Here is a 23,911-nt window from a genome sequence, read left to right as displayed (position 1 = left end):
TCGCTGTGCTCGGGGGTTGGCGCCAGGCACACAGGTGCCCTACGCGCAACTCGTCAAGGATGCCACACCGAGGTGGAGCACCCCTGACCGGGGTGCGGCCCGCGGACCACGAGGGTCCGCGGGCCGCGGCGGTACTACTTGATGATCTTGGTGACCTGGCCGGCGCCCACGGTCCGACCACCCTCGCGGATGGCCAGCTGCAGGCCCTCCTCCATGGCGATGGGCTGGATGAGCTGGACCGTCATCTTGGTGTTGTCGCCGGGCATGACCATCTCGGTGCCCGCCGGCAGCGTCACGACGCCCGTCACGTCCGTCGTCCGGAAGTAGAACTGCGGACGGTAGTTGTTGAAGAACGGCGTGTGGCGGCCACCCTCGTCCTTGGACAGGATGTAGACCTGCGCCTCGAACTCGGTGTGCGGGGTGATCGAGTTCGGCTTCACGACGACCTGGCCGCGCTCGACGTCCTCGCGCTTGATGCCGCGGAGCAGCAGGCCGACGTTCTCGCCGGCACGCCCCTCGTCGAGCAGCTTGCGGAACATCTCGATGCCCGTGACGGTGGTCGTGGTCGACTTCTCGCGGATGCCGACGATCTCGACCGTCTCGTTCACCTTGACGACGCCGCGGTCCACCTTGCCGGTGACGACGGTGCCGCGACCGGTGATCGTGAAGACGTCCTCGATCGGCATGAGGAACGGCTTCTCGGTGTCGCGCTCCGGCTCCGGGATCGACTCGTCGACCGCGTCCATCAGCGCGAGGAGCTTCTCGGCCCACTCCGCGTCGCCCTCGAGCGCCTTCAGCGCCGAGACCTGCACGACGGGGAGGTCGTCGCCCGGGTAGTTCTGCGACGACAGCAGCTCGCGGACCTCGAGCTCGACGAGCTCCATGATCTCCTCGTCGTCGACCATGTCGGCCTTGTTCAGCGCGACGACGATGTACGGCACGCCGACCTGGCGGGCGAGCAGCACGTGCTCACGCGTCTGCGGCATCGGGCCGTCGGTCGCGGCGACCACGAGGATCGCGCCGTCCATCTGGGCGGCACCGGTGATCATGTTCTTGATGTAGTCGGCGTGCCCGGGGCAGTCGACGTGCGCGTAGTGGCGCTTCTCGGTCTGGTACTCGACGTGCGCGATCGAGATCGTGATGCCGCGCTGACGCTCCTCGGGAGCCTTGTCGATCTGGTCGAACGCCGAAGCCTCGTTGAGGTTCGGGTACTTGTCGTGCAGAACCTTCGTGATGGCCGCCGTCAGCGTGGTCTTGCCGTGGTCGATGTGACCGATGGTGCCGATGTTGACGTGCGGCTTGGTCCGCTCGAACTTCGCCTTCGCCACTGGGGATCCTCCTGGACTGATGTTCTTGTCCGCCGTGCTGACGGCAGGTCTGTAGGGATGGAGCAGGTGAGTCGGGGACGGTACCCGTCCCCGACTCCAGGCGATTACTCGCCCGTCGCCTTCGCGATGATCTCCTTGGACACGCTGGCCGGAACCTCCGCGTAGGAGTCGAAGACCATCGTGTAGTTGGCCCGGCCCTGGGTCCGCGACCGCAGGTCGCCGACGTAGCCGAACATCTCGGAGAGCGGCACCAGTGCCTTGACGACGCGGGCGCCCGCCCGCTCCTCCATGGCCTGGATCTGCCCGCGGCGGGAGTTCAGGTCGCCGATCACGTCACCCATGTAGTCCTCGGGTGTGGTGACCTCGACGGCCATCATCGGCTCGAGGATGGCCGGGTCGGCCTTCTTCGCAGCCTCCTTGAGGGCCATCGAGCCGGCGATCTTGAACGCCATCTCGGAGGAGTCGACCTCGTGGTAGGCACCGTCGAGCAGCGTGAACTTGATCGCGGTCAGCGGGTAGCCCGCCAGCACGCCGTACTGCATGGCGTCCTGGGCGCCGGCGTCGACCGACGGGATGTACTCCCGCGGCACCCGGCCACCGGTGACCTTGTTCTCGAACTCGTACTCGGCGCCGTCCTCGCTGTGGAGCGGCTCCAGCTTCACGATGACGCGGGCGAACTGGCCCGAACCACCGGTCTGCTTCTTGTACGTGAGCTCGTGCTTCTCGACCGTCTTGCGGATGGTCTCGCGGTAGGCCACCTGCGGCTTGCCGATGTTGGCCTCGACCTTGTAGTCGCTCTTCATCCGGTTGACGAGCACCTCGAGGTGCAGCTCGCCCATACCGGCGAGGATCGTCTGCCCGGTCTCCTCGTCGTTGGAGACCTGGAACGTCGGGTCCTCCTCGGCGAGGCGCTGGATCGCGACGCCCAGCTTCTCCTGGTCGGCCTTGGTCTTCGGCTCGACCGCCACCTGGATGACCGGCGCCGGGAAGGTCATCGACTCGAGCACGATCGGCGCCTGCGGGTCGCAGAGCGTCTCGCCCGTGGTCGTGTCCTTCAGGCCGATCACCGCGTAGATGTGACCGACCAGGGCCTCGTCGACCGGGTTCTCCTTGTTGGCGTGCATCTGGAAGATCTTCCCGATGCGCTCCTTGCGGTCCTTGGTCGAGTTGATGACCTGGGAACCAGCAGCGACCCGACCCGAGTACACCCGGATGTAGGTGAGCTTGCCGAAGAACGGGTGCGCAGCGATCTTGAACGCCAGCGCGGAGAACGGCTCGTCCTTCTCGGGCTTGCGGAAGGCCGGGGTCTCCCCGTCCTGCAGCGTGCCCTCGACGGGCGGCAGGTCCGACGGCGCCGGGAGGTAGTCGATGACCGCGTCGAGCATGGGCTGGACGCCCTTGTTCTTGAACGCCGACCCGCACAGGACGGGGTAGGCGGCGCGGGTGCGGACGATCTCGCGGATGCCGTGCTTGAGCTGCGACTCGGTGAGCTCCTCGCCGCCGAGGTAGAGCTCCATGAGCTCGTCGTCGGTCTCGGCGACGGCCTCGACGAGGGCCAGGCGGTACTCGTCCGCCTTGTCCTTCAGCTCGGCCGGGATCTCCTCGATCGTGTAGTCCTCGCCCTTCTGGACCTCACCACGCCAGGTGAGCGCCTTCATGCGGACCAGGTCGATCACGCCGATGAAGTCGTTCTCCGAGCCGATCGGCAGCTGGATCGGCAGCGGCGTGGCGCCGAGCCGGTCCTTGATCGTGGACACGGTGAAGTAGAAGTCCGCGCCGAGCTTGTCCATCTTGTTGACGAAGCAGATGCGCGGGACGTCGTACTTGGTCGCCTGCCGCCAGACCTGCTCGGACTGGGGCTCGACGCCCTCCTTGCCGTCGAAGACCGCGACGGCGCCGTCGAGCACCCGCAGGTTGCGCTCCACCTCGACGGTGAAGTCGACGTGCCCGGGGGTGTCGATGATGTTGATCTGGTGGTCTTTCCAGAAGCAGGTGGTCGCGGCCGACGTGATCGTGATGCCGCGCTTCTGCTCCTCCTCCATCCAGTCCATGGTGGCGGCGCCGTCGTGCACCTCACCGATCTTGTAGTTGATCCCGGTGTAGTACAGGATCCGCTCGGTGGTGGTGGTCTTACCGGCGTCGATGTGCGCCATGATGCCGATGTTGCGGACCTTCGTCAGGTCCGTCAGCACGTCCTGTGCTGCCACTGCTTCAGCTCTCCCTCAATTGGCGATCGACGGTCGGCCGAATCACCAGCGGTAGTGGGCGAAGGCCTTGTTGGACTCCGCCATCTTGTGCGTGTCCTCGCGCCGCTTGACGCTGGCGCCGAGGCCGTTGCTCGCGTCGAGCAGCTCGTTCATGAGCCGCTCGGTCATCGTCTTCTCGCGGCGCTGGCTCGAGTAGCTGACGATCCAGCGCAGCGCGAGGGTGGTCTGGCGCGGCACGCGCACCTCGACCGGCACCTGGTAGGTCGCGCCACCGACGCGGCGGCTCTTGACCTCGAGCGCGGGCTTCACGTTGTCCATGGCGCGCTTCAGGGTGACGACCGGGTCGGTGCCCGTCTTCTCCCGGGTGCCCTCGAGGGCGGCGTACACGATGCGCTCCGCGAGCGACCGCTTGCCGTCCTTGAGCACCTTGTTGACCAGCTGCGTGACCAGCGGCGACCCGTAGACCGGGTCGGACACCAGCGGACGCTTGGGTGCGGGGCCCTTGCGAGGCATCAGCTCTTCTCCTTCTTCGCCCCGTACTTGCTGCGGGCCTGCTTGCGGTTCTTCACGGCCTGGGTGTCGAGCGCGCCGCGCAGGATGCGGTACCGCACGCCCGGCAGGTCGCGCGGGCCGCCGCCCTTCACCAGGACGATCGAGTGCTCCTGCAGGTTGTGGCCCTCACCCGGGATGTAGGCGGTGACCTCGATGCCACTGCTCAGCTTGACGCGGGCGACCTTGCGCAGCGCGGAGTTCGGCTTGCGCGGCGTGGTGGTGTACACGCGCGTGCAGACGCCGCGTCGCTGCGGGCTACCGGCAAGCGCCTTGGTCTTGACCTTGGTGGGCTTGTCCTGCCGGCCCTTGCGGACAAGCTGAGAGATGGTGGGCATGTAACCGTCTACTTCTTCCCGTCGGCGTACTGCTGCTGCTCTGTGGTGCTTGGGTGGTCCGATCCCGGAGTCGTCCCCCGAGGTCGGGCGTGTCGTCACCCCGGTGGGGTCCGCACTCCAGAGATCGGGGGACCTCACGAGAGAACCTTCGGGGTCTGCCTGCGCTCGACACATCCGTAGGGATGCGCGAGGCGCACACAGATCGGCCCGACCGCAGTCAGGCGCAAGACACAAGGGTACCCGCCCCTCCGGAAGGGGGTCAAAACGGGTCCCGGCTCCGCGTGGTCGGTACGGCCAGGGTGCCGCACCACCCGTTCACCCGCAAGGGGACGCGCCCGTTCACCGCGGCAGAACACCCGCTCGCCGCCTGTGACGTGATCGTGGTGCGGCCCGTTAGTGTCCGGACGTGCGCGTACCGATGCAGGTCGCCCGGGTGGTCACCCGGTTCGTCGTATCTCCCATGCTGGACCCCCGCCTCCCCGTCTCGGTCCGGCGGCGCCTGATCGACGTCACCGGGTACGCACTGCCGTCACCACCCGGCACCCGCCGCGTCCGCGGCGAGCTCGGCGGGGTGCCCACCGAGCGGGTGACCGTGCCCGGCGCGGTCGGCCCGCACCAGCTGCTCTTCCTCCACGGCGGTGGCTACTCCGTGGGGTCCGCCCGTTCGCACCGCGGGGTGATCGCCCATCTGGGACGGGCCATCGGTGCTCCGGTGCACGTGCCCGAGTACCGCTTGACACCCGAACACCCGCACCCGGCCGCCGTCGACGACGCACTCGCCGCCTACCGCGCGCTGCGCACAGCCGGACACGATGCACAACGCATCGCGGTCGCGGGAGATTCCGCGGGCGGCGGGCTGGCCATGTCGCTGCTGCTGCGGCTGCGGGAGGAGGGCGAGGAGCTGCCCGGGTCGGTCGGACTGATCTCGCCGTGGATCGACCTGACCCTGTCCTCGCCGACCCTGCAGGCCAACGACCACACCGACGCGCTGCTCAACGCGGCCTGGCTGCAGCAGACCGCCGCCGACTACCGCGGCGACACCGACCCCGCCGACCTGCGTCCGCTCGACGCCGACCTCACCGGGCTGCCGCCGATCCACGTCCTGGCCGCCATGGGCGAGATCCTGCTCGGCGACGCGGACGCCCTCGTCGAACGGCTCGCCGCCGCCGGGGCTCCGCACACCTACGACCGGGTGCCCGGGCTGTGGCACGACTTCGTGCTCTACGCCGGGACCCTGGCCGAGGCCGACGCGTCCGTGGCGCGGCTGGGCGGCGCGCTGCGGGCCGACTGCGCGCCGGTCACCGACCGCTGAGCAGGGCGTTCAGCTCGCCGTAGCCGATCCCGCTCCAGGGCGCTGGCCGGATCGGTCAGGACGAGCCGAGCAGCGCCCGCACCTCGGCGCCGGAGGCGGCGGCGCACGCGGCCTCGGCGAGCCGGGCAGCCGCGACGCTGTCGATCTCCCGCACGGCCTGCTTGACGGTCGGGACGGCAGGGGCGGCGACGCTGAGCCGCCGCACCCCGAGCCCGACGAGCAGGGCGGCGGCGCCCTCGTCGGCCGCGACCTCGCCGCACACCGAGACCGGCTTGCCCGCCCGGCACACGTGCGCGACGAGCTGGGCCACACCCGGGTCGTACGGGTCGGCCAGCGCGGCGACGGCGGCGCTGCCCCGCTCCGCCGCCATCGCGTACTGGACGAGGTCGTTGGTGCCGATGCTGAAGAAGTCGACGTAGGGAGCGAGCGCTCGTGCCTTGAGCGCGGCCGACGGCACCTCGATCATGACGCCGGTCTCGAGCCCGGCCGGGGCGCCGCGTCCTTCCGCGCGCACGGCCTCGTCGAGCCGTTCGCGTGCCCACCGCAGCTCGTCGACGGTCGTGACCATCGGGAACATGACGCTGACCGGGGTCTCGTGGGCGGTCCGCACGACGGCCCGCAGCTGGTCGGCGAAGACGTCGGGACGCGCCATCGACAGCCGGATGCCGCGCACGCCGAGGAACGGGTTCGCCTCCGCGGGCATGGGCAGGTAGCGCAGCGGCTTGTCGCCGCCGACGTCGAGGGTGCGCAGGGTGATGCGGGCACCGTTCATGGCGTCCGCGAGCGCCCGGTAGGCGGCGTGCTGCTCGTCGACGTCGGGTGGTGCGGTCCGGTCGAGGAACAGGAACTCGGTGCGGACGAGCCCGGCGAGATCCGCGCCGTTCGCGGCCGCCGCGGTCGCCGCGGCCACCGAGTCGACGTTCGCGCCGACCGACACGGCCACCCCGTCCTTGGTGTGTGCCGGGGCCGCCCCGGTCCGCAGCGCGGCTCGTCGACGCTGCGCGAGTGCGGCGGCCCGCTGCCGGTACTCGTCGGCCACGTCGGGGGTCGGGTCGACCACGACCACACCGCGCGTCCCGTCGACGGCGATCGGGGTGCCGTCCGCGAGGTCGAGGACCTCGGGCCCGGCACCGGCGACGGCCGGGATGCCGCGGGCCCGCAGCAGGATCGCGCTGTGCGCCGTCGGACTGCTGTAGGCCTGGACCACCGCCGCCACCCGGGCGGGGTCCAGCTCGGCGGCCGCGGCCGGGGTGAGCTCGCCGGTGACGACGACGCCGTCCGCATCGAGGTGTGCGGAGCGCTCGCCGCCGAGGGCCTGCAGCACCTGCGAGCCGACGTCGGTGACGTCCGCTGCGCGCGCCCGCTGGTACGGGTCGGGCAGCGCGGCGAAGCGGTCCCGCAGTGCCCGCACCGACTCCGCCCACGCCGACTCGGCGGCCAGCCCGTCGGCCAGCCGGGCGTGGGTGTGCGCGACGAGGTCGGGATCGTCGAGGAGGAGCAGGTGCGCCTCGAACACGTCCGCCTCGGCGGTCCCCAGCTCCCGCTGCGCCCGCTCCCGCAGCGCGTGCAAGGCGGAACGCGTGTCCGACAGGGCGGCGGCGAGCCGGGCCCGTTCGGCCGCGGGGTCGTCGGCCATGGCCGTGGCGACGTCGAGCGAGCCGGTGCGCCAGACCCGCGCCGGGCCGACCGCGATCCCCGGGGACGCGGGCAACGGCCCGGTCGTCGCCGCTCGGGTGCCGACCGGGCGGCCCCCCTGCTCGTCGAACGCACGGTCCGCCAGCGCCGTGACCTCGGCGAGTGCCTGATCGGCGCGGTCGCCCCTGGCCTCGATCTCCAGCTCGTGGTCGTGCAGGACGCCCAGCGTGGCGACGGCGCTGAGACTTCCCCCCGACACCCAGTCCGAGCCGGTCGTCCGGTTGCGCAGCCGCACGTCGGCGTCGAGGCGGTGGACGGTCTGCACCAGCCGGGCGGCCGGACGTGCGTGCAGCCCGTGCTCGTTGGACACCCGGACGACGGCCGTGCGGGCCGGCTGCGCCGGTGCCTCCACCGGGGTCGCGGACGCCACCGGCCCGCCGACGGCAGCGCGCTTGGCCCCGAGCGCCGCCTCGGCCTCGGCGGCCACCACGGCAGTGGCCGCGCCGCCCGCCGCCGTGACCGCCGCGACCACGAGCCCTTCGACCAGCGGCGCCGAGCAGAGCACCACCTGCTCGGCGAGCGCCGGGTCTATCAGCTCCAGCGCGACCTGCGCGGAGAGCACCGCACTGCCCATGTCCATGAGCACCACGACCCCTGCCCCGCGGTCCGCCTTGGTGATGGCGCCCGCGATGCGGGTGGCGTCGGTGCCGAGCGTGCCGTCGTCCAACCCGGCCGCCGCGACGACGTCCGGGCCGTCCGCTCCGTGCAGCATCTGGCGCGCCAGCTCCAGCGCCGCGTCCGCGAGCGCCTGGCTGTGCGACACCACCACGAGCCCGACGAGTCCCGCGCGGCGCTGTGAGCATGATTCGCTCGCAAGCTCGCTCATGCGACTCCGTCACCGTCGACGAGCGCAGCCGCGGCGGCCACGAGCAGCGCCGCCGACGTCGCGCCTGGATCGACGTGCCCGACGCTGCGTTCGCCCAGGTAGCTGGCCCGGCCCTTGCGCGCGGCCATGGGGCCGGTGGCGTCGCGGCCCGCGTCCGCGGCCTGTGCCGCTGCCCGCAGGGCCGCGGCGAGGTCACGGCCCTCGGCCAACGCCGCGTCGAGCGCGTCGAAGGCGGGGGCGAGCGCGTCGAACATCGTCTTGTCGCCCGGCTCGGCCCGTCCGCGGGCCACCACGCCGTTGAGACCCGCGCGCAGCGCAGCGGCGAACGAACCACCGTCGGCCGCAGCGCTCAGCGCGGGTGCCATCCGCAGGAAGAACGTGCCGTAGAGCGGGCCGCTCGCCCCGCCCACCTTGCTGACCAGCGTCATGCCGACCTGACGCACCAGATCCGCCGGCTGCTCGGCCGCGCCGCCGTCGAGCACGGCGACGACGGCCTGCATCCCGCGCATCATGTTCGTGCCGTGATCGGCGTCCCCGATGGCGGCGTCCAGCGCGGTCAGGTCCGACTCGTGCTCGGCGATCAGCTCGGCGAACCGTCGCAGCCACCGCTCGACGGCGGCTGCGTCGATCTTGTCCGCTGCCCCGCTCATCGCACGGCCTCGCTGCGCTCGGCCGCCGCTTCGCGCAGGCGCTGTGCTGATGATTCGCTCGCACGCTCGCTCATCCCGGTCACCGACCCCAGCGCAGCGCCGGGGTCTGGACCGGCGCGTCCCACAGCGCCGCCAGCTCGTCGTCGAGGCGCAGGAGCGTGACCGAGCAGCCCGCCATGTCCAGGCTCGTGACGTAGGAGCCGACGAGCGACCGCGCCACGTGCACACCCTCCTTCGCCAGGAGCGTGGCGACCTCCTTGTACATGACGTACAGCTCGATCGACGGCGTCCCACCCAGCCCGTTGACGAACAGGAGCACGTCGTCCCCGCCGCGGTCCAGGTCGGCGAGGACCGGGTCCACGAGCAGCCGCGCGATCTCCGCCGCAGGGGCGAGCGGCACCCGGCTCCGTCCGGGCTCCCCGTGGATGCCGATGCCGAGCTCCATCTCGGTCTCCGGCAGGTCGAAGGTGGGGGTGCCCGCGGCCGGCACGGTGCACGAGGTCAGCGCGACTCCCATGCTGCGGCTGCAGTCGTCGACCCGCTGCGCGAGGGCGGCGACCGCGGCCAGCGATCGGCCCTGCTCCGCCGCGGCGCCGGCGATCTTCTCCACCAGCAGCGTGGCGGCCACCCCACGGCGGCCCGCGGTGTAGAGGCTGTCCTGCACCGCGACGTCGTCGTCGACGACGACCGAGGCCACCTCGATGCCGCTCTCGGCGGCCAGCTCCGCCGCCATCTCGAAGTTCAGGACGTCACCGGTGTAGTTCTTCACGATGTGCAGGACGCCGGCGCCGCCGTCGACCGCGCGGGTGGCCGCGAGGATCTGGTCGGGCACCGGCGAGGTGAAGACCTCGCCGGCGCACGCCGCGTCGAGCATGCCGTGGCCGACGAGGCCGGCGTGCAGTGGCTCGTGACCGGAGCCGCCGCCCGAGACGAGCCCGACCTTGCCGGCGACGGGCGCGTCGGCGCGGCGGACGAAGCGCTGCTCGTGATCGACGGTCAGGTCCGGGTGGGCCGCGGCGATGCCGGCGAGGGCGTCGCGCACCACGTCGGCGGGGTGGTTGATGAGCTTCTTCATCGAATGCTCCTCACTCGGCGGTCTCGGCGACCAGCGGCTGCGAGTCGACCGTAGTTTCTGCACGGTCGGCGGGGGTACGGGAAACGGCCGTGTAGGCGACCGCCGCAGCGGCACCGCCGAGCAGCTCGGCGAGGACGTAGACGGGCAGCTGCCCCCAGTGCACCGAACCGCCCGCCAGTGCCTGCACGATCATCGGACCGACGGTGCGCGCGGGGTTGATGGCCGCCGACGTCGCGGGCGCGACCGGGATGATGACCGCGAAGACGACGAGGCCGATCGCGACACCGGCGAACCCCGCCGCTGCCTTGCGGTGCACGGCGCCGAACACGACGAACACCAGCGCGAACGTCCCGACGAACTCCGCCGCGAAGGCCTGCGCCACGCCGACGCCGCTCCCGAACGCGGCGACGCCCAGCCCGACCTCGCTCGCGCGCGGGCCGAGCACGGCCAGGATCGCGCCGGCGCCGAGCACGGCACCGACCAGCTGCGCAGCGATGTAGGCGGGTACGCGCGACCACGGGAACTTCCCGGTGACCGCCAGCCCGACGGTGACCGCCGGGTTGATGTGGTTGCCCGAGACGTGGCCCAGGGCGTACACGGTCGCGACGACGACGGTGCCGAACGCGAGCGAGATCATCCCCAGGTCGGCCATGGTGAAGGGAGCGTCCCCGTTCACCATGAGCGTCGCGGGAACCGCGCCGACCCCCACGAACACGAGCAGGGCCGTACCGATCACCTCGGCCGCCAGTTGCTGGAGCGTCGTCGGTTCGTCCATCGTCCACCTCCGCGTGGATCCCGAATGCCATTCGATAATCTCGAACGGCGAACGGAAAGTACGCTACTGTGGTGCCGGACACAAGAGGTGTCCGCGACGAGGGGAGAGCATCGGTGATCCAGTCGGTGGACCGTGCCCTACGGATCCTGACGACGCTGCAGGGTGCGCGCCGCATGACCCTGGGCGAGCTGGCCGCGCGGCTGGACCTCGCGCCGTCCACCACGCACGGGATCGTCCGCACGCTGCTCGCGCACGGGATGGTCGTGCAGGAACGCGACTCCCAGCAGTACCGCCTGGGGCCGGCGACCCTGCGCATGAGCAACGTCTACCTCGACACCCTGGAGCTGCGCTCCCGCGCGGCCACCTGGGCCGAGGACCTCTCGGCCCGCACCGGGTGCGCCGTCCGTACGGCGGTCCGCCTCTTCGACGACGTCGTCGTGGTCCACCACGTGCCGCGCCCCGACGGCACCCGACAGATGCCCGAGGTCGGCATCGTCATCCCCGCGCACGCCTGTGCGCTGGGCAAGGCACTGCTGGCCTTCGACGACGAGCCCGGCGACCCGCCACGCCCACCGGGCCGGCGGATGACCGGCGAGACCGTCATCGACCCCGCCGCGTTCGCCGAGCAGCTGACCGAGGTGCGTCGCACCGGCATCGCGACCGAGAACGAGGAGGCGGTGCTGGGCGAGTGCGGCGCTGCGGCCCCGCTGTTCGACGCCACCGGCGCGGTGGCCGGCGCGATCGGCCTGGTCACCCCGGCGACGGAGTGGCCGCTCGACCCCGCCGCGCTCGACGCCCTCCGCACCACCGCTCGCGCGATCTGCCGTGAGCTGGGCGCCCCCGCCGGGCTGCCCGCCCCCGCGAGCCCGCCGGCCACCGCATGAACGCCGACCGGGTGGGGCTCGGCCTCGCCGCGCTCGGCCGGCCCGCCTACATCACCTCCGGCCGGAGCAGCGACCTCGGCACCGGCCGCTCGGTCGACGACCTGCGCGAACGCACCCACGCCGTCCTCGACGCCGCCTACGCGGCCGGCGTCCGCTACCTCGACGCCGCCCGCTCCTACGGCCGGGCCGAGGAGTTCCTCGCCGGGTGGCTCGCCGCGCACCCCGAGATCGACGACGTCGAGGTCGGCTCCAAGTGGGGCTACCGCTACGTGGGCGAATGGCGGCTCGACGCCGACGTCCACGAACGGAAGGAGCACTCGGTCCGCGCGTTCCACGAGCAGCGCGCCGCCACGGCGGCCACCCTGGGCGACCGGCTCGGCATCTACTACGTGCACTCCGTGACGCCGGAGAGCGCCGCCCTCACCGACCCCGCCCTGCATCGGGCACTGGCCGACCTGCGCCGGACCGGCGTGCGCGTCGGCGCGTCGACGTCGGGACCGCACCAGGCAGAGGTCGTGCGCCGCGTCCTCGACATCACCGTCGACGGAACACCGCTCTTCACCGCGGTCCAGTGCACCTGGAACCTGCTCGAACCCTCCGTCGGCCCGGCGCTCGCCGACGCCGCGGCGGCCGGCACGCTGGTCGTGGTGAAGGAGGCGGTGGCCAACGGACGCCTCGCCCCCGGCGGCGGTGACGCCGCGCCCGCGGTGAAGGCCGTCACCGCAGCGGCCGAGCAGCTCGGTGTCCCGGTCGACCAGCTCGCCATCGCGGCCGCGCTCGCGCAGCCGTGGGCATGGCGAGTGCTGTCCGGCGCCGTCACCGTCGAGCAGGTGCGGAGCAACGTCGCGGCCGCCCGGCACCAGCTCCCCGTCGACGTGCTGCAGGACCTCCTCGCCGACGCCGAGGACGCCGACGACTACTGGGCGGCACGGGCGCGGCGCACGTGGGCCTGATCCTGTCGGTGTCGCGTAGTAGACAGCCTCTGTGACGTTCTCCGCGGTCGTGACCACCGGCATCTACTGCCGGCCGGGGTGCGGTGCGCGACCGCTCGTCGAGAACGTCCGCAGCTACGCCACGGCCGCAGCCGCCGAGGCCGCCGGCTACCGGGCGTGCCTGCGCTGCCGGCCGTACCGGGAGGTCGGATCCGCGCCGTGGCAGGCGCCCGAGCTGGTCTGCCGCGCCGTGCGGCTGATCCTCGAGGGAGCGCTCGACGGCAGCGGCGAGGCCGAGCTGGGCCGGCGGATCGGGGTGTCGGCGCGCCACCTCCGGCGGATGTTCGCCGAGCACCTCGGCACGACGCCCGACCGGTTCGCGCGCTCCCGCCGCGCCCACTTCGCCCGTCGCCTCCTCGACGACACCGACCTGGAGGTCGTCGAGATCGCGTTCGCGTCGGGCTTCGGCAGCCTGCGGCAGTTCAACCGAACGATGCAGGACGTCTTCCGGGCCACCCCGCGGGAGCTGCGCGCCCGGCGCCGGCGCGCCGACCGGCTCGTCGCCGACGGCGGGCTCGCGCTGCGCCTGCCCGTCGCCGCACCGTACGACCTCGACGCCGTCCTGACCCTCCTGTCCCGCGAGGCGGTGCCGGGCGTCGAGTCGGTGGGCCCCGACGGCTATCGGCGCACCATCGCCGTCGGCGACGCACCCGGGCTCGTCGAGGTGCGGGCCGCGGCCGACCCCGGGCACCTGCTGCTGGTCCTGCACCTGCCGTACTGGGAAGGGCTCATCCACATCGTCGAGCGGATCGCCGGCGTGCTGGCCGCGGACGTCGACGTCACGGGGGCGGTCGCGCAGCTCGGTGCCGACCCGGTGTTCGGATCGCAGCTCCGGGCCCGTCCCGGGGTGCGGATGCCCGGCGCGTGGAGCCCGTTGGAGGTGGCGGTCACGGCCGCGATCGCCGAGCACCACGCTCCGGCCGCCGCACGCGAGCTGACGAGCCGGCTGGTTCAGGAGCTGGGCGAGCCGGTAGCCGGGCTTGGGCCCGGGCTCACCCACCTGTTCCCGTCGGCTGCGGCGCTGTCTGGCGGCGCCGCCCACGTACTGCCCGGCCCGGCCGGACGAGTGGTTGCCGCGCTGGCCGCCGACCCCGACCTGCACGCGCCGGGAGGCGCACTGGACGACCGGGTCGCGGGTCTGATCGGAGCCGGTCTCGGCCCGGCCGCCGCGCAGCAGGTCGCGCTGCGGTTGGGCCACCGCGACGCCTTCCCGCCCCGGGCTCGGCCCGGATCCCGGGCGCTGGCGCGCTGTCGCCGCCGCGCACCTCCTGCTGGCCGCAGCTGCCGTCGAGGAGGCCGCATGACCCAACCCGACCTCTTCGCCGACCCCGAACCCGAGCCCGCCCTCGATCACGCGTTCACCGGCGCTCGCCGGCACGCCCTCGACGCCACGTCGTGGGTGGAGATCGTGCGGGGATGGGTCAGCGGCGGCGAAGCGCTGCTGCAGCAGATCGTGCAGAGCGCCCCGTTCGAGCAGCGGCAGCGGTGGATGTACGACAAGCGCGTCGACGAGCCGCGGCTCACCGCCGAGTACCGCGAGCTCGACGAGGCGCCGCCGTTCCTGCGCGCGCTCGCCGACGCCCTGTCGACGCACTACGGCGTGCCGTACGACGGTCTGTGGATCAACCTCTACCGCGACGAGCGCGACAGCACCGGCTGGCACCGCGACCACGCCACCTGCCGCCTGCCGGAGTGCGTCGTGCCGGTGCTGACGCTCGGCGCCACCCGCCGGTTCCTGCTCCGGCCCGCCGACGGCGGGGCGAGCACGGGCTTCTCCCCCACCAGCGGTGACCTCGTCGTGATGGGTGGGCGCTGCCAGAGCGACTGGAAGCACTGCGTCCCGAAGCAGCGCACCCCGTCCGGCCCGCGGGTGAGCATCAACTTCTCCAGCACCAGCCAGTTTTCGTGATCAGGGGGAAAGCCTTGCGAGCGCCTTACCTGATGTGAGGTCCTCGCAGAGGTCGGTCTCCTAGCGTCCGTTGTCGTGACGTCGGGGGAGAACGTGGAGTCGCGCCTGGGTTGGGTGGGCACCATCGTCGCCCTGGCCGTCGGCGCGCTCCTGGCGGTGGTCGCGGCCAGGGTGGCGACCGGCGTGCTCTCGGACACGGGCACGTTCCGCGCCCGCGCCGTGATCGCGGTCGCGCCGGACGAGCGCTTCCAACCAGGCCCCGACGATCGCGGCCCGCGCTGGGACAAGCGGATGGCGAGGTTCGTCGAGAAGGGAGCGCCGGCGCAGGCGGCTGCCGCGATCCTGTCCGACTCGGGGTTCGCATCGGCGGTCACCTCGCCCGTCACCGGAGCGACGGTCTCCGCCAAGGCGACGCCCGCATCCATCACGCTCACCGTCACGGCCGGGTCGGCGGCGGACGCGGAGCGCGCCGCGCAGGCGCTGCTCGACAAGGGGATGCCCGTCGCCGAGCAGAAGATCGGTCCCGTCCGCCTCACGGTGGGCCAGCCGCCCGCCGGGACCGCGACGCCCACCGGGCTCCCGACGGAGACGGTCGTCGCCACGGCCGCCCCCATCGGGTACCTGCTCGGCGTGCTCCTCGTGCTCGTGGCCAGGTCGACCGCGCTCCACCTGCGCCGGCGGCGACCCGCCTGATCAGTGCACGTCGGCCACGACGACGGCGACGTTGTCCGGCCCGCCGTGCTGCAGCGCGAGCGCGACTAGCCGCTCGGCCGCCTCCTCCGGCGTGCCACCGGGCAATGCCTCGGCGATCTCGTCGGGCGGCACCGGAGCCCACAGACCGTCGGTGCACAGCAGGTACCGGTCGCCGGCCAGCGGGGCCCGCAGCGCGATGTCGGCCTCGCTGCGCCCCTCCCCTGCGCCGAGCGCGCGCACGAGCAGCGCGCGGTCGGGGTGGGTCCGCAGCTCGCTCGCGCCGACGCGGCCGGCGTCCACGAGGTTCTGCACGTGCGTGTGGTCCTGGGTGAGCCGGGAGAGGTCGCCGCCGCGCAGCAGGTACGCCCGGCCGTCGCCGACGTGCAGCAGCGCCAACCGGCCGCGGGTGCGCAGCAGCGCGGTGACCGTGGTCATCGGTCGCTGGTCGCCCGACGCCAGCGCGACGACGGCAGCGTCGGCCCGGCGCATCAGCTCGTCCAGCTCGTCGATCCCGGGTTCGCCGGCCGACGCCAGCACGAGCACCTCCGTGACGGCGGCGCTCGCCTCCTCGCCCCGGACGTGCCCGCCGAGCCCGTCGGCGACGAGCGCGATCCGGTCGTCGCCGTACGCGACGTCCTCGTTGGTGGTGCGGACCGAGCCGATGTGGCTCGCCGCCCCGCAGTGCAGGGTGAACGACACGGTGGTTCCTTCCGACAGCTCGACGACGAGGAGGTCCGCTGCGCGCACCCGTTCCGCGGCGCTCTCCGCGATGCCGTCGCGGAACTCCGCGACCGCCGCCGCAGCGGCTGGCCCCGGCAACGCGCACACCTCGCGGACCAGCGGCAACGGCATGTCGATCCGCCGCAGCCTGGCCACCAACTGCGCCGTGCCCAACTGGGCCCGGTCGTAGTAGCGGTACCCGGACTGCGCGTCGACAGCAGCCGGGACGAGCACGCCCTGCTCCTCGTAGACGCGCAGCGCCTTGCGCGACAACCCCGCCTCGCGGGCGAACGCGCCGGTGGTGAGCAGCTCCACGGATCCCTCCTCGTACCGGTCGGGTGACCGGTACGTCCACCGTCGGGGCGGCCCCGAGGGCCAGGTCAAGCCCGGAAACACGAACGGGGCCGACCACCTCCACGGGAGAGAGGTGACCGGCCCCGTTCAGGACCCGGAGTGCCTACCGACTAGCGGTAGTCACGCCCGAAGTCGTAGTCGTCCAGCGGGACGGCAGCGCCGGTGCCCGTGCCGAAGACGTCGGGGCTGTAGTAGCCGTCGTCGTACGTCGGCAGCGCGTAGGCGGCCGCGCGGGCCTCCTCCGTCGGCTGGACCTGGATGTTGCGGTACCGGCTGATGCCCGTACCCGCCGGGATCAGCTTGCCGATGATCACGTTCTCCTTGAGCCCGACGAGCTTGTCGCGCTTTCCGTTGATCGCGGCATCGGTGAGGATCCGGGTGGTCTCCTGGAACGAGGCCGCGGACAGCCACGACTCGGTGGCCAGCGAGGCCTTCGTGATCCCCATGAGCACCGGACGGCCGGAGGCGGGCTCGCCGCCCTCGGCGACGACCTGGCGGTTCTGGGCCTCGAACTCGGCCCGCTCCGCCAGCGCACCCGGCAGGAACTCCGTGGCACCGGAGTCGATGATCGTGACCCGGCGCAGCATCTGCCGGACGATCACCTCGATGTGCTTGTCGTGGATGTCCACGCTCTGCGTGCGGTACACCTTCTGCACCTCACGCACCAGGTGCAGCTGCACCTCGCGCGGACCCATGACCCGCAGCACCTCGTGCGGGTTCGCCGTGCCCTCGAGCAGCAGCTGACCCACCTGCACGTGGTCGCCGTCGGCCAGCGGACGCTCCTGGCCGTCGACCGTCGTCATCGCGAGCCACTGCCGCTTGGACAGCTTGTCGTAGACGATCTCCTCGGACCCGTCGTCCGGGGTGAGGGTGATCTTCCAGAACCGCTCGCCGTCCTCGATGGAGATCCGGCCGTCGACGTCGGCGATCGGCGCCATGCCCTTCGGCACGCGAGCCTCGAACAGCTCCGTGACGCGGGGCAGACCGGTCGTGATGTCGTCGCCGGCGACGCCACCCTGGTGGAACGTGCGCATCGTCAGCTGCGTGCCGGGCTCACCGATGGACTGCGCGGCCACGATGCCGACGGCCTCGCCGACGTCCACCAGCTTGCCGGTGGCCATCGAGCGGCCGTAGCACATCGCGCAGATGCCGGTGGCCGACATGCAGGTCAGCGCGCTGCGCACCTTGATCGTGCGGACACCCGCCTCGACCAGCGCGTCGAGCGCCGGGTCGCCGAGGTCGTCGCCCTTCTGGACCACGAACTCGCCGTCGGGACCCACGACGTCCTCGGCGGACGTGCGTGCGTACACCCCGGTGCGGATGTAGCGGTGCGGGATGAGGCGGCCGTCGGCCGTCTCCTCCGTGACCGGCATCGTGATGCTGCGCTCGGTGCCGCAGTCGGTCTCGCGGACGATGACGTCCTGCGACACGTCGACCAGACGACGGGTCAGGTAACCCGAGTCCGCCGTCCGCAGCGCGGTGTCGGCGAGACCCTTCCGGGTGCCGTGCGTCGAGATGAAGTACTCGAGCACGTTCAGACCCTCGCGGAAGTTGGTCTTGATCGGCCGCGGGATGTACTCACCCTTCGGGTTGGCCACGAGACCACGCATACCGGCGAGCTGCCGGACCTGGGTCATGTTGCCCGCCGCGCCCGACTTCACGATCGTCGGGATCGGGTTGTCGTCGGGGAAGTTGTCCTCCATGGCCTTGGCGACCTCTTCGGACGCCTGGGTCCAGATCTTGACCATCTCGTCGTTGCGCTCCTGGTGGGAGAGCGCACCGCGCTGGTACCGCTTGTCGACCTGCGACGCCTTTGCCTCGTACGTGTCGAGGATGTCCTGCTTGTTCGGCGGGACGACGACATCGGAGATGGCGATCGTGACCCCGGACCGGGTGGCCCAGTAGAAGCCGGCGTCCTTGAGTCGGTCGAGCACCTGCGCGACCTCGGTCATCGAGTAGCGCTCGGCCAGGTCGTTGATGATCGTGGCCTGACGCTTCTTCGGCAGCGGCTCGTTGACGAACGGGTAGTCCGCCGGGAGCAGCTCGTTGAACAGGACGCGACCCAGCGTGGTCTCGGCCGTCCACGGCTCGCCGGGCGACCAGCCGGCCTCCTTCAGCTTCGGGAACACCTCGGCCGGCGGGACGACGCCCTCCAGCCGGATCTTCACCGGCGCCTGCAGGTGCAGCACCTTCCGGTCGTAGGCCATGATCGCCTCGGACACGGACGAGAACGCCTGCCCCTTGCCGGCGGCGTCGTCGCGCTGACGGGTCAGGTGGAACAGACCCGTCACCATGTCCAGCCGCGGCATCGCGAGCGGACGCCCGGACGCCGGCGACAGGATGTTGTTCGACGACAGCATCAGCACGCGGGCCTCGGACTGCGCCTCGGCCGACAGCGGCAGGTGCACCGCCATCTGGTCACCGTCGAAGTCGGCGTTGAACGCCTCGCAGACCAGCGGGTGCAGCTGGATCGCCTTGCCCTCGACCAGCTGCGGCTCGAAGGCCTGGATGCCCAGCCGGTGCAGCGTGGGCGCGCGGTTCAGCAGCACGGGGTGCTCGGAGATGACCTCCTCCAGCACGTCCCACACCTGCGAGCGACCCCGCTCCACCATGCGCTTCGCGGACTTGATGTTCTGCGCGTGGTTGAGGTCGACCAGCCGCTTCATGACGAACGGCTTGAACAGCTCCAGCGCCATCTGCTTGGGCAGGCCGCACTGGTGCAGCTTCAGCTGCGGGCCGACCACGATGACCGAACGGCCCGAGTAGTCGACGCGCTTGCCGAGCAGGTTCTGGCGGAACCGGCCCTGCTTGCCCTTGAGCAGGTCGGACAGCGACTTGAGCGGGCGGTTGCCCGGCCCGGTGACCGGACGGCCACGGCGACCGTTGTCGAACAGCGCGTCGACGGCCTCCTGCAGCATCCGCTTCTCGTTGTTGACGATGATCTCGGGCGCGCCGAGGTCGATCAGTCGCTTGAGGCGGTTGTTGCGGTTGATGACCCGGCGGTACAGGTCGTTCAGGTCGGAGGTCGCGAAGCGGCCACCGTCGAGCTGCACCATCGGGCGCAGGTCCGGCGGGATGACCGGCACGCAGTCGAGCACCATGCCCATCGGCGAGTTCCCGGTGGCCTGGAACGCGGCGACGACCTTGAGCCGCTTCAGCGCGCGGAGCTTCTTCTGCCCCTTGCCGTTGCGGATCGTCTCGCGCAGCGACTCGACCTCGGCGTCGATGTCGAAGTTCTGCAGCAGGGTCTGGATCGCCTCGGCGCCCATGGCGCCGGTGAAGTAGTCGCCGTACCGGTCGTAGAGCTCCCGGTAGATCGACTCGTCGGCGATCAGCTGCTGGACGTCGAGCTTGGTGAAGGTGCTCCAGATCTCGTCGAGCCGGTCCAGCTCGCGCTGGGCCCGGTCGCGGAGCTGGCGCATCTCGCGCTCGCCGCCCTCCTTGACCTTGCGGCGGACGTCGCTCTTGGCGCCCTCGGCCTCGAGCTCGGCGAGGTCGGCCTCGAGCTTCTGGGCCCGGGCCTCCACGTCGGTGTCGCGGCGGTTCTCGACCCGCTTGCGCTCCACGCCCATCTCGTTCTCGAGCGTGGACAGGTCCTCGTGGCGCTGCTCGGTGTTCACCGAGGTGATCACGTAGGCGGCGAAGTAGATGATCTTCTCGAGATCCTTCGGCGCCAGGTCGAGCAGGTAGCCCAGCCGGCTCGGCACACCCTTGAAGTACCAGATGTGCGTGACGGGGGCGGCCAGCTCGATGTGGCCCATCCGCTCACGACGCACCTTGGCGCGAGTGACCTCGACGCCGCAGCGCTCGCAGATGATGCCCTTGAAGCGGACGCGCTTGTACTTGCCGCAGTAGCACTCCCAGTCGCGGGTGGGACCGAAGATCTTCTCGCAGAAGAGCCCGTCCTTCTCCGGCTTGAGGGTGCGGTAGTTGATGGTCTCCGGCTTCTTGACCTCACCGTGCGACCACTGCCGGATGTCCTCCGCGGTGGCCAGGCCGATACGAAGCTCGTCGAAGAAGTTGACGTCGAGCAAAGTGTGTCCTTCTCTAAGTCTCGGCTCTGGGCGGTCAGTTGACGACGTCGTCGACGGTCATCGAGTCGGATCCGGGGCGGCTGGACAGGTTGATGCCCAGGTTCGCCGCGGCCCGCTCGAGGTCCTCGTCGTCGGTGTCGCGCATCTCGATCGCCGCACCGTCGCTGGAGAGCACCTCGACGTTCAAGCAGAGCGACTGCAGCTCCTTCAGGAGCACCTTGAACGACTCCGGGATGCCCGGCTCGGGGATGTTCTCCCCCTTCACGATCGCCTCGTAGACCTTCACGCGGCCGACCACGTCGTCGGACTTGATCGTGAGCAGCTCCTGCAGCGTGTAGGCCGCGCCGTAGGCCTGCATGGCCCAGCACTCCATCTCGCCGAACCGCTGGCCACCGAACTGGGCCTTACCGCCCAGCGGCTGCTGCGTGATCATCGAGTACGGGCCGGTGGACCGCGCGTGGATCTTGTCGTCGACCAGGTGGGCCAGCTTCAGGATGTACATGTAGCCGACGGCCACCGGGAACGGGTACGGCTCGCCGGAACGGCCGTCGAACAGCGTGGCCTTCCCGTCGGGGCCGACCATGCGCTCGCCGTCGCGGTTGGGCAGCGTGGACGCCAGCAGCCCGGAGATCTCGTGCTCCTTGGCACCGTCGAACACCGGCGTGGCCGTGCGCGTGTTCGGCGGAACCGCGTGCAGCTCCTCCGGCATCTTCGACGCCCAGTCGGGATTGCCCTCGATCTCCCAGCCGGACTTGGCGATCCACCCGAGGTGGGTCTCCAGGATCTGGCCGATGTTCATCCGTCGCGGCACACCGTGCGTGTTCAGGATGATGTCGACGGGCGTGCCGTCGGGCAGGAACGGCATGTCCTCCTCGGGGAGGATCTTGCCGATGACGCCCTTGTTGCCGTGCCGGCCGGCGAGCTTGTCGCCGTCCTGGATCTTGCGCTTCTGGGCGACGTAGACCCGCACCAGCTCGTTGACGCCCGGGGCCAGCTCGTCGTCGTCGTCGCGGGAGAAGACCCGGATGCCGATGACCTTGCCGGTCTCGCCGTGCGGCACCTTCAGCGACGTGTCGCGGACCTCGCGCGCCTTCTCGCCGAAGATCGCGCGGAGCAGCCGCTCCTCCGGGGTCAGCTCGGTCTCGCCCTTCGGCGTGACCTTGCCGACCAGGATGTCGCCGGGCTGGACCTCGGCACCGATGCGGATGATGCCGCGCTCGTCGAGGTCGGCGAGGACCTCCTCGGAGACGTTCGGGATGTCCCGGGTGATCTCCTCGGCGCCCAGCTTGGTGTCGCGGGCGTCGATCTCGTGCTCCTCGATGTGGATCGACGTCAGCACGTCGTCCCGCACCAGGCGCTGCGAGAGGATGATCGCGTCCTCGTAGTTGTGGCCCTCCCACGGCATGATCGCCACGAGCAGGTTCTTGCCCAGCGCCATCTCGCCGTTCTCGGTGCACGGACCGTCGGCGAGCACCTGGCCCACCTCGACCCGCTGACCCTCGTCGACGATCGGCTTCTGGTTGATGCAGGTGGTCTGGTTCGACCGGCGGAACTTGTACAGCCGGTAGGTGTGGCGCGTGCCGTCGTCGGCCATGACCGTGACGTAGTCGGCGCACACCTCCTCGACCACACCGGCCTTCTCCGCGACCACGACGTCACCGGCGTCGACGGCGGCCCGCAGCTCCATGCCCGTGCCGACGAGCGGCGACTCGCTGCGCAGCAGCGGCACCGACTGGCGCTGCATGTTGGCGCCCATCAGCGCGCGGTTGGCGTCGTCGTGCTCGAGGAACGGGATCAGCGCGGTGCCGACCGACACCATCTGCCGCGGCGAGACGTCGATGTAGTCGACGCCGCTCGGGGCGACCAGGTCCGGCTCGCCGCCCTTGCGACGCGACAGCACCCGGTCCTCCTGGAAGCGACCGTCGGCATCGAGCGGCGCGTTGGCCTGCGCGATGACGTAGCGCTCCTCCTCGTCGGCGGTCAGGTAGTCGATCTGGTCGGTGACCCGGCCGTCGACGACCTTCCGGTACGGCGTCTGGATGAAGCCGAACGGGTTGACCTGCGCGAACGTGGACAGGTAGCCGATCAGACCGATGTTCGGGCCCTCAGGGGTCTCGATCGGGCACATGCGGCCGTAGTGGCTGTGGTGCACGTCGCGGACCTCGAAGCCCGCCCGCTCGCGGGACAGACCGCCCGGACCCAGCGCCGACAGGCGGCGCTTGTGGGTGAGGCCGGCCAGCGGGTTGTGCTGGTCCATGAACTGCGACAGCTGCGAGGTGCCGAAGAACTCCTTGATCGCCGCCACCACCGGGCGGATGTTGATCAGGGTCTGCGGGGTGATCGCCTCGACGTCCTGCGTGGTCATCCGCTCGCGGACGACCCGCTCCATGCGCGACAGGCCGACCCGGATCTGGTTCTGGATCAGCTCGCCCACGGTGCGCAGGCGCCGGTTGCCGAAGTGGTCGATGTCGTCGGTCTCGACCGGGATCGTGACCGCGTCCTCGCCCTCGCCGACCGTCATCTCGGTCTCGCCGGCGTGCAGCCGCACGAGGTACTCGATCGCCAGGGCGATGTCTTCCTCGGTGAGCGTGCCGACCGACAGGTCGGTCTTCTGCCCGAGCTTGCGGTTGGTCTTGTACCGACCGACCTTCGCCAGGTCGTAGCGCTTGTCCTTGAAGAACAGGTTCTCCAGGAGGGCCTGCGCGCTCTCGCGCGTGGGCGGCTCGCCCGGACGCAGCTTGCGGTAGATGTCGAGCAGGGCCTCGTCCTGCCCGGCGGTGTGGTCCTTCTCCAGGGTGGCGAGGATCGTCTCGGAGAACCCGAAGCGGGCCCGGATCTGCTCCTCGGTCCAGCCCAGCGCCTTCAGCAGCACCGTGACGGGCTGGCGGCGCTTGCGGTCGATGCGGACACCGACGGTGTCGCGCTTGTCGACGTCGAACTCGAGCCACGCACCGCGGCTCGGGATGACGCGCACCGAGTAGACGTCCTTCTCGGTGGTCTTGTCGATGTCGTGCCCGAAGTACACGCCGGGCGAACGGACGAGCTGCGACACGACGACGCGCTCGGTGCCGTTGATGATGAACGTGCCCTTGTCGGTCATCACGGGGAAGTCACCCATGAACACCGTCTGGCTCTTGATCTCGCCGGTGGTGTTGTTGGTGAACTCCGCCGTGACGAACAGCGGGGCCGCGTAGGTCATGTCCTTGTCGCGGCACTCCTCGACGGAGGCCTTGACCTCGTCGAAGCGCGGGTCCGAGAAGGACAGCGACATGGACCCCGAGAAGTCCTCGATCGGAGAGATCTCCGCGAGGATCTCCTCGAGGCCACCGACCGGGTTCTCGTCTCCGGCGTCGATCCGCCGCTGGAACCAGTCCTCGGAGCCGACCAGCCACTCGAACGACTGGGTCTGCAGGTCGAGGAGGTCGGGCACCTCGAGGGGTTCGCGGATCTTCGCGAAGGTCACCCGGGTCGGTGCACCGGGAAAGCTCGGGTTGGCCGAGACGGAGGTCGCTGGAGTCTGAGTGGCGCGAGGCGATGCCAAGGTGCGTCCTTCCGGAACTGCGCTCTCGT

General features: G+C 71.2%; 16 protein-coding genes. 5 read left to right on the top strand and 11 right to left on the bottom strand.

Translation table 11 applies throughout. The features are described from left to right. Nucleotides 1-134: 134 nt before the first annotated feature. The 4 genes from tuf to rpsL all read right to left on the bottom strand — a co-directional run bounded on the left by tuf (nt 135) and on the right by rpsL (nt 4,422). Nucleotides 135-1,328, bottom strand: coding sequence for an elongation factor Tu (tuf, locus tag ACQEVB_RS11180; RefSeq protein WP_432968577.1), 1,194 nt, complete (start codon nt 1,326-1,328; stop codon nt 135-137). Nucleotides 1,329-1,432: 104 nt separating this feature from the next. Continuing rightward, entirely contained in the window at nt 1,433-3,535 is a 2,103-nt protein-coding gene (gene fusA / locus ACQEVB_RS11175) for an elongation factor G (RefSeq protein WP_432968574.1), read from the bottom strand. A gap of 42 nt (nt 3,536-3,577) precedes the next feature. Beyond that, a complete protein-coding gene (rpsG, locus tag ACQEVB_RS11170) occupies nt 3,578-4,048 on the bottom strand; it encodes a 30S ribosomal protein S7 (protein ID WP_432968571.1) in 471 nt (156 codons plus the stop codon). Beyond that, complete coding sequence (gene rpsL, locus ACQEVB_RS11165) at nt 4,048-4,422, bottom strand: 30S ribosomal protein S12 (protein WP_432968569.1); 375 nt, start codon at nt 4,420-4,422, stop codon at nt 4,048-4,050. Before rpsL ends, rpsG begins: the two co-directional genes overlap by 1 nt. Nucleotides 4,423-4,828: 406 nt before the next feature. Between rpsL and ACQEVB_RS11160 the strand changes: the two genes are divergently transcribed. Beyond that, complete coding sequence (locus tag ACQEVB_RS11160; protein WP_432968566.1) at nt 4,829-5,734, top strand: alpha/beta hydrolase; 906 nt, start codon at nt 4,829-4,831, stop codon at nt 5,732-5,734. 55 nt (nt 5,735-5,789) lie between these two features. Here ACQEVB_RS11160 and ptsP read toward each other — a convergent pair whose 3' ends face one another. The 4 genes from ptsP to ACQEVB_RS11140 form a co-directional block, all read right to left on the bottom strand. Next, nucleotides 5,790-8,255 (bottom strand): phosphoenolpyruvate--protein phosphotransferase, encoded by a 2,466-nt coding sequence (gene ptsP, locus ACQEVB_RS11155; protein WP_432968563.1) that lies wholly within the window; start codon nt 8,253-8,255, stop codon nt 5,790-5,792. Beyond that, complete coding sequence (gene dhaL / locus ACQEVB_RS11150; protein WP_432968560.1) at nt 8,252-8,905, bottom strand: dihydroxyacetone kinase subunit DhaL; 654 nt, start codon at nt 8,903-8,905, stop codon at nt 8,252-8,254. Before dhaL ends, ptsP begins: the two co-directional genes overlap by 4 nt. Nucleotides 8,906-8,984: 79 nt before the next feature. Then, on the bottom strand, nt 8,985-9,980 hold the full coding sequence (dhaK, locus tag ACQEVB_RS11145) for a dihydroxyacetone kinase subunit DhaK (RefSeq protein WP_432968557.1): 996 nt from the start codon (nt 9,978-9,980) through the stop codon (nt 8,985-8,987). A 10-nt stretch (nt 9,981-9,990) separates the two neighbouring features. After that, entirely contained in the window at nt 9,991-10,755 is a 765-nt protein-coding gene (locus ACQEVB_RS11140) for an MIP/aquaporin family protein (protein WP_432968554.1), read from the bottom strand. Nucleotides 10,756-10,868: 113 nt separating this feature from the next. Here ACQEVB_RS11140 and ACQEVB_RS11135 point away from each other — a divergent pair, with 113 nt between their 5' ends. The 4 genes from ACQEVB_RS11135 (at nt 10,869) to ACQEVB_RS11120 (ending at nt 15,233) form a co-directional block, all read left to right on the top strand. After that, nucleotides 10,869-11,639 (top strand): IclR family transcriptional regulator, encoded by a 771-nt coding sequence (locus tag ACQEVB_RS11135; protein ID WP_432968551.1) that lies wholly within the window; start codon nt 10,869-10,871, stop codon nt 11,637-11,639. Further along, on the top strand, nt 11,636-12,592 hold the full coding sequence (locus ACQEVB_RS11130; RefSeq protein ID WP_432968548.1) for an aldo/keto reductase: 957 nt from the start codon (nt 11,636-11,638) through the stop codon (nt 12,590-12,592). The genes ACQEVB_RS11135 and ACQEVB_RS11130 overlap by 4 nt, the downstream gene beginning before the upstream one ends. Before the next feature lie 31 nt (nt 12,593-12,623). Then, entirely contained in the window at nt 12,624-14,540 is a 1,917-nt protein-coding gene (locus tag ACQEVB_RS11125; RefSeq protein WP_432968545.1) for an AlkA N-terminal domain-containing protein, read from the top strand. 75 nt (nt 14,541-14,615) lie between these two features. After that, nucleotides 14,616-15,233 carry a hypothetical protein gene (locus ACQEVB_RS11120; RefSeq protein WP_432968542.1) on the top strand — a complete coding sequence of 206 codons (618 nt, stop codon included), beginning with the start codon at nt 14,616-14,618 and terminating at the stop codon, nt 15,231-15,233. Here ACQEVB_RS11120 and ACQEVB_RS11115 read toward each other — a convergent pair whose 3' ends face one another. From ACQEVB_RS11115 to ACQEVB_RS11105, 3 genes are all read right to left on the bottom strand, one after another. Continuing rightward, the gene (locus tag ACQEVB_RS11115) at nt 15,234-16,268 is read right to left on the bottom strand and encodes a MerR family transcriptional regulator (protein WP_432968539.1); all 1,035 of its coding nucleotides are present in this window, start codon (nt 16,266-16,268) and stop codon (nt 15,234-15,236) included. A gap of 149 nt (nt 16,269-16,417) precedes the next feature. Beyond that, complete coding sequence (locus ACQEVB_RS11110) at nt 16,418-20,341, bottom strand: DNA-directed RNA polymerase subunit beta' (RefSeq protein ID WP_432968536.1); 3,924 nt, start codon at nt 20,339-20,341, stop codon at nt 16,418-16,420. A 34-nt stretch (nt 20,342-20,375) separates the two neighbouring features. Next, nucleotides 20,376-23,882 carry a DNA-directed RNA polymerase subunit beta gene (locus ACQEVB_RS11105; protein WP_432968533.1) on the bottom strand — a complete coding sequence of 1,169 codons (3,507 nt, stop codon included), beginning with the start codon at nt 23,880-23,882 and terminating at the stop codon, nt 20,376-20,378. Nucleotides 23,883-23,911 lie beyond the last annotated feature (29 nt).

Source organism: Pseudonocardia sp. CA-107938, assembly GCF_050936315.1.
In the GTDB taxonomy this organism is placed as follows: domain Bacteria; phylum Actinomycetota; class Actinomycetes; order Mycobacteriales; family Pseudonocardiaceae; genus Pseudonocardia.
Note: the sequence above shows the minus strand (reverse complement) of the source record. Positions and strands in the feature narration are given on the sequence as shown.